General features: G+C 72.3%; 7 protein-coding genes and 3 pseudogenes. 3 read left to right on the forward strand and 7 right to left on the reverse strand.

Annotation, left to right across the window (positions count from 1 at the left end):
• Positions 1–85 (forward strand): annotated as a pseudogene (locus tag ACIHAR_RS38650) (IS5/IS1182 family transposase); the annotation flags it as partial.
• 238 nt (positions 86–323) lie between these two features.
• Here ACIHAR_RS38650 and ACIHAR_RS38655 read toward each other — a convergent pair.
• Together ACIHAR_RS38655 and ACIHAR_RS38660 are read right to left on the reverse strand one after the other, a co-directional pair.
• Positions 324–1,293 (reverse strand): annotated as a pseudogene (locus ACIHAR_RS38655) (TniB family NTP-binding protein).
• A gap of 86 nt (positions 1,294–1,379) precedes the next feature.
• Positions 1,380–1,628, reverse strand: coding sequence for a hypothetical protein (locus tag ACIHAR_RS38660; RefSeq protein ID WP_400023913.1), 249 nt, complete (start codon positions 1,626–1,628; stop codon positions 1,380–1,382).
• Here ACIHAR_RS38660 and ACIHAR_RS38665 point away from each other — a divergent pair.
• Positions 1,605–1,829: a hypothetical protein gene (locus ACIHAR_RS38665; RefSeq protein ID WP_400023915.1), complete on the forward strand. Its 225-nt coding sequence runs from the start codon at positions 1,605–1,607 to the stop codon at positions 1,827–1,829. The two genes, ACIHAR_RS38660 and ACIHAR_RS38665, sit on opposite strands and share 24 nt — an antisense overlap.
• A gap of 8 nt (positions 1,830–1,837) precedes the next feature.
• On the opposite strand, the pseudogene ACIHAR_RS38670 reads toward ACIHAR_RS38665, so the two are convergent.
• The 3 genes and pseudogenes from ACIHAR_RS38670 to ACIHAR_RS38680 all read right to left on the reverse strand — a co-directional run.
• Positions 1,838–3,046: pseudogene (locus ACIHAR_RS38670) on the reverse strand (transposase); the annotation flags it as partial.
• 434 nt (positions 3,047–3,480) lie between these two features.
• Positions 3,481–4,239 carry a TnsA-like heteromeric transposase endonuclease subunit gene (locus ACIHAR_RS38675; protein ID WP_400023917.1) on the reverse strand — a complete coding sequence of 253 codons (759 nt, stop codon included), beginning with the start codon at positions 4,237–4,239 and terminating at the stop codon, positions 3,481–3,483.
• A 151-nt stretch (positions 4,240–4,390) separates the two neighbouring features.
• Positions 4,391–5,788 carry a DNA-binding protein gene (locus ACIHAR_RS38680; protein ID WP_400023918.1) on the reverse strand — a complete coding sequence of 466 codons (1,398 nt, stop codon included), beginning with the start codon at positions 5,786–5,788 and terminating at the stop codon, positions 4,391–4,393.
• A gap of 677 nt (positions 5,789–6,465) precedes the next feature.
• Here ACIHAR_RS38680 and ACIHAR_RS38685 point away from each other — a divergent pair.
• A complete protein-coding gene (locus tag ACIHAR_RS38685; protein WP_400023919.1) occupies positions 6,466–6,768 on the forward strand; it encodes a sigma factor in 303 nt (100 codons plus the stop codon).
• Positions 6,769–6,968: 200 nt separating this feature from the next.
• On the opposite strand, the gene ACIHAR_RS38690 is transcribed toward ACIHAR_RS38685, so the two are convergent.
• Both ACIHAR_RS38690 and ACIHAR_RS38695 read right to left on the reverse strand, forming a co-directional pair.
• Positions 6,969–7,220 carry a transposase gene (locus tag ACIHAR_RS38690; protein ID WP_400023920.1) on the reverse strand — a complete coding sequence of 84 codons (252 nt, stop codon included), beginning with the start codon at positions 7,218–7,220 and terminating at the stop codon, positions 6,969–6,971.
• Entirely contained in the window at positions 7,195–9,384 is a 2,190-nt protein-coding gene (locus ACIHAR_RS38695) for a Helicase associated domain protein (protein ID WP_400023921.1), read from the reverse strand. The genes ACIHAR_RS38690 and ACIHAR_RS38695 overlap by 26 nt, the downstream gene beginning before the upstream one ends.
• Positions 9,385–9,822 lie beyond the last annotated feature (438 nt).

The raw sequence follows: 9,822 nt of genomic DNA on the forward strand, positions 1-9,822 counted from the left end.
CCGTTACGAGCGAAAGGCCGAGCACTTCCTGGCCTTCGTCGGCATCGCCGCAGCCCTCATCAGCTACCGCCGACTCACCAACTGAAACGGCGTCTAACGCTCGGAGGGGGGCTTGTTGGTGTGCGGGGTGGTTGTTGGCCTGGGGTGTTGTGGGTTTGTTGAGAGGTCGGGTGGGTGGTTTGAGTGGGGTGGGTCGGGTGTGTGAGCTGGGGTTATGTGTTCTGTATGGAGTGTGTCTGGGTGTGGTGTAGGTAGTTCTGGGGTGTAATGGTCTGTTTGGTTTTTTGCTGGTCAGGGTTGTTTTGTCTGGTTGGTGGGTGGGGTTAGCGGTTGCGGGTGGGGCGCCTGTGTTGTTCGGTGAGGTGGTCGAGTCGTACCGCGTCGAGGGTTGTTTTGGTGATGCGTTCGGTGCCGTCGTGGATGGCGGTGATGGCGGCTTGGCGGATGAGTCGGGTGAGGGATCCGATGCGGCCGGCGGTGCGTTGGTGGAGGTAGGGGGCGTGCCGGGGGAGGGTGCCGGGTTTGTGGTGGTGGAGGTCGAGGGCGTTTTCGATGTCGGTGATGACGTCGCGGAAGGGTTGGTGGGTGCCGTGGCGGGCGGGGAGGGGGCCGCAGGTGATGAGGGTGGCGCGTCCGGCGAGTTGGGCGCCTCTCACGCCGGTGAAGAGGGGTGTGTGTCGGTGACGTTGATGCCGGCGTAGACGAAGGTGGCGAGCAGGCGTTCGGTGAGGTCTTTGATGAGGTCGGCGGTCTGGGCGCCGGTGGTGGTGCGGGGGTTGAGGCGGTGGATTTCGTCGATGAGGACGAGTTGGATGCCGGCGGCGGTGTAGGTGTGGCAGACGGCGTCGGTGATCTGGGTCTGGGTCATGCGGGTGGTGGTGGGGATGCCGAGGTAGCCGCGAATTCGGTGATGAGGGTTTTCGCGGTGGCGCCGGGCGGGACCAGGACGTAGGCGACGGGGGCTGCGGCGTGTGCTGATCCGGGCGGTGCGGGGTTTTTGCGGGTGTGGGCGAGGTGGCAGGTGCGGCCGACGTTGAGCAGGGCTGTGGTTTTCCCGGCTGCGGCGGGTCCGGTGACGATGAGGGAGGGCCGTGCCGTGGTGTGCTGGTGGCGGCCGAGGATCATCAGGGTGCGGACCTGGGTGGCGAGTTGGCTGATGGCGGGGGTGCGGATGGTGACGAACGCGGAGTGGTAGGCGAGGCGTTCGTCGGTGCTGCGGGGCGGGTCGCCGGGCTGGGGTGGGGCGGGTGGGTCGGTGGTGGCGAAGTGCTGCCAGCCCTGCCAGGTGGTCAGGGGCCAGGAAGGTTCGGCCGTGTTGCCGCTGCCCGCGTCGGCGGGTGCACTGCGCGGTGGGTGTGCTGCTGGGCGGGGGTGGGTGTTCACCATTTGCCGGCTTCCTCGTGGGCGTCGTAGAGGCCGAAGCCGGTGGCCGCGGCTGGTCGGGTGTCGTCGTCGGGGAGGTCGTCGAGGTCGTCGATGCTGTCGTCGCCGTCGTGTTGCGCCGGCTCGCCGATGGTGGGGCCGGTGCCGTGTTGCGGGTGCCGGGCGGCGGGAATGGGCAGCGTGGTGGCGCGGGCGAGGAGGGCTTGTTCGGTGGTGGTGGCGTGGCCGCTGTGGACGCGGCGCATGAGCTGGTCGAGGGCGTCGGCCAGGCCGGCTTCATGCTGATGGCTGTCGTCGTGGTTGCTGTGCTGGGCGTGGGTGCGGATGTGCTGCAGGTGTGGTCGTTGAACGGCTGGTGGACGTGGTCGCGGTGGATCCAGGGGATTTCGGTGAGGTGGCCGTCGGTAAGGCGGATCCAGATCTGGCGCACGTCGTGGGGGTTGTAGTGGATCTCCCATTTCCCGCCCCGGCCGGCGACGGGGGAGGCCTGGCCGCGATAGGGGGCGAGGAGATCGGCGTCGTAGGTGCGGTGGTGGATGCGGATGCCGGCGGGGGTGATGGCCTGCCAGCGTACGGGCAGCAGTTCGAGGTAGTCGCGGCCGGTGAGCGGGACGGGTACGTGTCCGGCGACGGCGACGAGCGCAGCCCACATCTGGTTCGGGGCGAGGGGCTTTTTCGGCATCAGCGGGTGGCGCAGGCCTTCGTGGGGCCGGTGGTGGTAGTGCACCAGCCATTCGTCGAGGAGGTCCTGGAACTGGGGGACGCTGTAGCAGGCGTCGTGTGCGGTGTCGGGGCCGCGGCGGGTGACGTCGGAGCCGGTGTAGCCAGGCAGGTGCTGGCAGAACAGGTGGTTAATGGTGCCGAAGGTCCGCTCGACGATGCCTTTGGCGGTGGGGGCGTGGGGCGGGGCGGGCTGGACGCTGATGCCGAGGTGTTCGCAGGCGGCGGTGAACGCGGCGGAGACGAAGACTTTGCCGCGGTCGACGACGATCGTCTCGGGCAGGGCGACCGGCCGGGCTGCCGCGCCGACGAGGCGCTCGTCCAGTGCGGCCAGCCGGTGGTGGGGGAGTGCGGGGGCGTGGTCCATGCGCAGGATGTCCGGCCAGGTGGGCCGGGCGGGGTGGGGGACGGCCATCTCCGCGAGCAGCAGGGCCGCGTCGACGGCCTTGGTCGCACTCGGGCACAGCACGGCGGCGAGGATGGCGCGGGTGGCGACGTCGACGGCGATGGTGAGCTCCGGGCGGGCCAGGCGCCCGTCGTCGAAGAGGGCGAGGACGTCCAGGCGGGTGGTGTCGACCTGGACCTGTTCGCCGGGCCGCAGCGCCGTGGCGGGGGTGAAGGCCCGCCCGTCGACGCTCGCCGGTACTTGCCGGACGGGTCCGGAGGGCAGTTCGCCTGGCCGGGCGAGGTTGGTGACGAGCCGGTACAGCGTGGCCTGGGACGGTGCCGGCACCGTGCCGGGGCCGTGCCGGTCCTCCAGAATCTGGTTGATCAGGGGGAACAGGCCGTTGATGGTGCCCTTGGAACGCCCGCGGCGGCGGCGCAGCGCCTCACGGACGGCGGCGACGACCCGTTCGTCGGCCCGCCCGGTGGGGCTGGAGGCGCGGGTGGTGCGGTGGTCGAGGAGTCCCCACAGGCCTTGTTTGCGGTAGGCGAGCCGCATGCGCTGCACCGTGGTGCGCGACACCCGGCCAAAGCCGAGCGCGGTCAGTTCCTCGGCCTTGGCCTGCTCCCGCTCGGCCAGCGTGTGCCGCTCCGGGTCGTACTGCGGCCGGACCACTCCTTCGCTGCTGGGCCCGCCGGCAAGCCCGCACTCGACTTCCCGCACGTGCCGCCGCCAGGCCAGCGCCTTCTCACGCGCTGCGGCGGGGGCGGTCTCGAACAGCCCCCACTGCGGGGCCGCCTGAGGGGCGTCGGCCCCGATGACGGCGAAGCCGGGGTCGGCGAACAGGTGCCCGCTGAGCACGGCCTGGCCGCCGCCGTCCGGGCCGACGAGGTGGATCTCCTGCCCCGAAAGGGCGACCACCTGCCACGTCACGCCACAGAACCGGACGCGAGCACCGACCTTCACGGCCGGCCGGGCATTACGCCGCGCGCTCACCCGGCACCTCCCGTCTTGCCCGGGTCGCTCCAACCCCGCGGGCCGACGAGGACGCGTTCGTGCAACGGCGTGTCCAGACCAGCCGTCAACCGGCCGTGCCGCAGGGCGTGGAAGACACAGGGGAGGACCTCGATCGGGTCGCCGACCGCTTCGGTGCCCTCGATCAGCGGCCGGGGCCGCGTGAACGCCTCGAGGACCGCCGCCATCAGGCCCTGGCGGCCGACATTGCGGGGGTGGCGGTAGCCGGCCAGCCATTTCAGGTTGGCAGCCAGAACGTCGGCGAGCGGTGGGAGGCGCCGGTAGGTCCAGCCGATGTCCGCGCACGCTTCCGCGACGGCTTGGGCGGCGCCCCGGGCGCGTCCGCCGCCGGCGTCGGGGTGGCTGGGGCAGTCGGCGAGCAGCGCGTTGCCGTCGGCACGGCGGGCGAAGAGCTGCGGCACCCAGGAACGCACCTGCCCGCGCGGATCACGCCACAGCAGCCGCACCGGCCGCCCCGCCAGGCCCGTCACATCCGGGTCGCGGTCCAGGACCATCAGCTGGGCGCGCATCGCGTTCGACCCCGCAGCCACGTGCCGCCCGGTGGTCGCCGACCACCACAGGCCCGGCCCCCAGCGGCGTCCCGGGACCACCGGGAACGCCGACACCGGCGCCAAGTCCTCGAACGCCACGGTCATGGCGGCATCCACCCACCGCTGCTGCACCACCTGCCCCACCGGGTCGAGGAACACCGCCTCGAACCCGCCATGCTGGGCCACGCCGGCCCGCCCTGCCCGGCCCCGGGCCGCTCCTGTGCTGGTCACCCGCGCCAGCCAAGTCGCTCCCGCCCGCCCGGACCACTGTTTTCAGTGTTCCTGCCACGAACGAGTGCCGTATCAGCTAACAGCCGACCCTCCCTAGGCATCGTGCTCAGCCGCCGCTCTCCCGCCTGTCCGCGGTCAGCATCTTCCGGATCACCTCGACGGGCATGTCCACCCACCGGGCCACCTCTTCCAGCGGCACCCCGCCGTTCACCGCCGCCACCGCGGTCCGTTTCCAGGCGTTCTCGATCAGGCCGGCGCTGTGACCGAGCCCGCGCAGCAGACGCCGGGCGACCTCGGCGGTCGGCCCGCTCTGCACACCATGCAACTGCAGCAACTGCTCCTCGGCGCTGTCGATAGCGTTGGTGATGAGCCTGCGCTGATCGGCGGGCACCGCAGCCCGCCACATCGTCCCCGAACCGGGTGCCTTCTTTTCCTTGCCCAGCACCCGCAGCTGGCCAGCCATGGTTGCGGCCTGGTGTTCCTGCCGCAGCCACCACGGGTCGTTGTCGTAGCCGGGCGGCCCGCCAGCGCCGCGGCGAAGGCGGATGACGCTGCCCATCCACGCGATGAGCGGCCCGCCGTGGTCCGTCGCGGCCAGCGGCCCCAGCCATCCCCGCCCCAGTAGCTCACCGAGCCTGCGGCAGAACGCCCCGTCGGCGGGAAGCGCCCGCGGCCGCCCGGCACCGCTGTCGGCCCACACCAGCTCGGCCATGGCCGGGTCCAGCAGTGCGTCGGCGACGGCCACCACCTCCGGGAAGACGACCGCGTCCCGCCCCACGATCCGCCACCGCTCCAGATCACCACCTGCATCCCCGCCCGCGACCTGGTGCAGGCGCCGCGGCCAGATCGTCTCCCGCTCCCACTGCAGGGCCTGCTCCCACCACCGGGCCACCACCGCCTGCGCCAGCGCGAACACCCGCGCCGGCTCCGCCCCAGTCCGTACCGCCCGCCGCCTCACACTGGCCCACCGCCGCTGCGCCTGGACCACCTCTGGCAGATCCCGCAGGTCGAGGTGCTCGAGGGGCTGGTCGGCGTCCGCATCCAGCTGCCACCGCCCGTGCCGGACACACACCCGCTGCCACCGGGGCGTGTAGCGCACCACCCGCACGGCCGTCCCCGTACGCCGGGCCGCGCACAGACGGCAGCCGAACGCCACCGGCCCGGCGACCGCGCCGCCGATCCGCCACGCCGCCGCCGGCACTCCGTCCTCCCTGTCGGGCAGCTTGGCGTCTTCCTGCCCCCAGGACGGCAACGCCCGCGCCAGCACGTCTTCTTTGACGCCGCACAGGCATGCCAGGAGCTGCCGTCCGGCTGCGTTCAGCAGCACTTCCGAGTCGGCCCGCGCGCTCCCGCCGTCGTGCGCGGGTTGGTAGTTGCGCCAGTGCCAGCAGGACCGCAACGCCTTCGCTTCCAGCCCGTAGCGGCTCGCGATGCGGCAGATCAGCGACGAAGTCGTCTCCCCCAGCAGGGGAGCGATCCGCAGGAGGCCGGGGTAATGGGTCACTCCACAACGGTCTCGTGTTCGCCGTCCCGGCGGGCGTTTTCGCAATGGATGCTCAGCAGATCGAGACCACCAACACCCCTGCCGACCGGAGCCGTCGCGATCAAGGCGCCCCTCAGCGGCCGCCCCGGTGCCGCTCGTCTCACAGCGCCAGACGCCCGCCCAGCCCGCGCGCCCCTCGGGGGCCCGGATTCGACGCGGATCCTTCCCATCTGCATCAATCTTCCAGCCCAGTCAACCGTGTGACCTGGGGAAACAGTGTGAGGGGCGGGCCGGTAGGGGGAGTTGGGAAAAATTCTTGCCGTCCGGCATCCGGATCTGGCCCTCCTGTGGCGTGTAAGGGATGAGGGCCTTGTGTCTTCATCAACGAGTTCGTCACTACTGGGAGGCCTGGTCGATGACTTGGTCGTACTGGGTGGGAGCGGGCGGGGTGTCACTTCCCGTGCTGGTCCTGCTGTTCTTCGCGATGCGCCGCGCCAAGGGTGTCGTGGAGATGCTTGTGAAGGCGCACATCGAGACCCGGGCGGAGCGCGAGCAGCGCGCCACCATGGTCGCGATGGCGCAGTCCCTGCCCGACGGCGGCGCCGCGGCCCGCTTCGAGCAGGGACGGCCGGCGTGGCTGTTCCGCAAGGACGCAGCCGAGCCGGCAGGCCACCGGCCATCGCCACGCGGGAGGCCGCGTGAGCGAGGCCGCCCCGGGAGCGGACTTCGAGTCCTTCGTCCTCGAGACCATCGAGGCGTTCTCCCGACTGGCCCGGGCCCAGGCAGGCGACTTGCACAGCGCCCAGGACGCTGTGCAGGACGTCTACCTGAACATGTACCGGCGGTGGGATTTCCTCACCGCCGGGCAGGGTTCCCTGACCGCCTACGGCCGCACCGCGGTGAAGCGGGCGGCCATCGACCAGTTCCGCCGAAACAAGCGGATGGTCATGGTTCCCGTTCATGAACTGCCCGAAAAGGAATCGCCGTACTTGAGTACCTGAGTGCGCCCGCATCAACCCCGGCTGCCGATGGTGCTCCCCCCACCAACTGTTCGCGCTCGGAGACCGGCCGACCGGCGATGTGACGAAGACAGAAGGACATGCGGTTTCGTACGGCTGAACCAGTTGGTCACAAATGACGAGTCCGCCGCCGGCTTCGCACCCGTCGGTGCGGTCGGCTTGCGGCCGGCTGTGGGTGCGGTCTACCGGGAGAGAGCGTGGGTGAGGGCGGTCTGCCAGGTGCGGTCGGTGGCGGGCAGGTGTGCTGTGGCGATCCGGGCCAGGGTGCCGTCCTGACGCCAGCGGATGTAGCGCAGCCGGCAGGTCTTGTAGCTTCCCAGCGTCTGGGGGAGCTGCGGCCATGACTGCTGGGTGCAGGCGACGTGGACGATGGCTTCGAGGATCTGCCGTTCGCTGCGATAACGGCCGTCAGACGGCGGGCGTGCGGGAAGCAAAGGCATCAGGATCTGCCAGGCGGCGTCGCTGATCCGCGGCTGCCACACCGGCGTCGTGCCGGCCGGCAGCATCAGCTCGTCGAGGAGTTGCTGCTGCCCTGGCTGCAGCAGTGTTCCTCGTGCGTACTGCTGACACAGCCAGGCTGATGCGTGTTCGGCGTTCGGCGCGCCCGGCCACCACTGCACCCCCGTCGGGCAGGCCGCGCATGTGGTGGCGGGCGGCCCACCACATGCGCTGCCAGGTGATGGACCAGGGCGGGTTCCACCAGGCATCGACAGCGCCCAGCCGCTGCCCCAGCCAGGTGGGCCGGCCGGCGCTGCGCTGACGCCCGCGCGCCGCGGTGAGCCATGCGCCCAGCGCGAATCCGTTGATGGTGACGGTTCCGGGCACCGCGAGGTGCCCGTGGCGGGCGGCGTAGGCGCGGGCAAGGGCGAAGGCCTCGCCGACCGGGCGGCGCCGCCCGGACCAGGCCTGGAACCGCTGAACCTCGCCGCTGGTAAGGCCGAGCTCGGCCAGCAGGCGCTGCTGGCCTTCGTGCAGCTGTGCGTAGCGGGTGATCTGACGGCGCAGCCACAGCTCCAGCCAGCGCGGCAGCCCGCCCAGATTGTCACCGCCGTGCACAAGGCCGTGCTCGCCCGCATAAGCGCGGGCGCGATGCCAGGCACGCTGCCAGTCCATGGACCAGGGCGGGTTCCACCACGGGTCCAGCTGCACGAGTTGCGCCGTCTGCCACACGGTCAGCGAAGCCGCGTCCGCACGGCGCCTGGCCAGCCACCGTCCCAGGTCGAAACCCTCCACGACCCCCCGCTCGGTGTGTGCGAGCGCCAGATGCCCGAACCGCTGCGCATGACGGCGGGCGTGCTCAAGACCCTCGGCGAACAACTGCGCATGCCACCGAGTCAGCCCCTGGCCGTGCCAGGCCCGCCGCGGCACCGCCAGCGCCGCCGGCCCCCCGCTGCACCCTCCCCGCTCCGCCGCTGCCGCAGCATCTCCAGCCCTGCGCATGCCCTCGCCTACGACGGTGTGCGGCGCCCCGACCGTCCCGGCGTCCGGGGACTGGGCCAGCAGACGCAGGCCAGCCCCCACCTCAAGGGGCCGGTGCGGGCCACGCACCCACCACACCCCCCGCATCCCGCGCAGCGGCGGTGCCCCACCGGGCCGGCGCCGCTCGCGGGCCATCGCCGACACCCACCGGGCCAACGGCCCTGCAGGACCGGCCGCTTCCACCTCGCCCAGCCAGGGCCGCCCCAGCCGCCCGCCCAGCGCGGCCGCGAACCGTTCGGCACCGGCCCGGTCACGCAACAGACCACCCGCTCCCTGCCCGGCCCGCTCCCACAGCCGCAGATCACCCAGGGCCTGGGCCACCGCGACAATGTCGGGGAACACCACTACATCCCTCGCCACGAGCCGCCACTGCCGATCCCCCCAGCCCACCGGATCGACACCCCGCCCACGCATGGCCGCCACCAACTGCTCCAGACGCGGCCCCCACACCACCTCCCGCTCCCAGAACTCCTCCCGCTCCCACCACCCGCACACCACCGCACGCGCCAACGCGAACACCTCACCCGGCGCCACACCGCCTGCCCCAGCCGCCCGCATCACCCCAGCCCACCGGTGCCGAGCCCGGCCCAGCTCCCCGGCCCAGGCGGCGACGTCGGCGAACTCCAGCGAATGCCCCTCGCCCACATCCAGCAGCCACCGGCTGTGCCGCACACACAGCCGCTGCCACGGCGGCCGATACACCCACACCGGCCCGCTCCCCGCCCCGCGCCGGACCGCACACAGCCGACAGCCGAAGGCCACCGGCCCCCACTGCGATGCGCCCAGCCGCCACCACGCCCGCCCCGCCCCGTCCTGTTCTGGCCTGTCCTTGGCCCGCCCGTGCTCGGCGAGCGCCTGGGGCCCGGCCGCCCAGGACGGCAGCGCCCGCGCCAGATGGACGGCCGGCACCCGGCACCAGTCAGCCAACTGCCCCTGCGCCACCGCGTCGAGCAGCACCTCGCCGTCCGGGCGTCCGCTGTACCGATGCCGTACCGGACTCACCCAGCGCCACCAGGCCGCCAGATCGCTGACCTGCAGCCGGTAGGCAGCGGCCACCCGGTGCAGGAAAGACCACGTCGTCTCGCCCGGGACGGGAACAACCCGCAGGACCGCTTCCACGCCCACTGCCTCCCGCCACGGCTCTGCCATCCGACCGGCCGCGCCAGCACACGCGAGGGCGACTGCGGCCAAGACCGGCCAGTCTGCCCTGGCCACCAGGTACGTGCCGGGGGATTGGCCGTCCCGCCGCCCACGGGAGTGAGTGAGGAAGCCTTACCGGCGGCCGAGGTTCGCCGCCTCCTCGCCGGCGGCCGCCGACGGGGCACCGCTTCCCCACGGGAGAGGAGAACCGGATGGGATAAGGACACCGCGGGCTCGGCCTTTTTGACCTGCGCCGCCGGGCGACTCAACACAGCACCATCGGCTCCGTCGGGGGGGCCCCCGGGGCCCCCCCCACCCCCCCCCGGGGGGGGGGGGCCCGGGGGGGGGCGCCCAGGGGAAGGCCGCGGCGGGCCCCCCCCGCCGCACAGCCCCCCCGCGGGCGTGGACGGCCCGCCC

This window comes from Streptomyces sp. NPDC052016, from assembly GCF_044548445.1.
Taxonomy (GTDB): Bacteria; Actinomycetota; Actinomycetes; order Streptomycetales; family Streptomycetaceae; genus Streptomyces.

Bases quoted from the DNA above. Each gene is read 5' to 3' on its own strand.
- ACIHAR_RS38660 (WP_400023913.1), bottom strand. From the start codon at position 1,628: ATGCGCCGCGTCCACAGCGGCCACGCCACCACCACCGAACAAGCCCTC.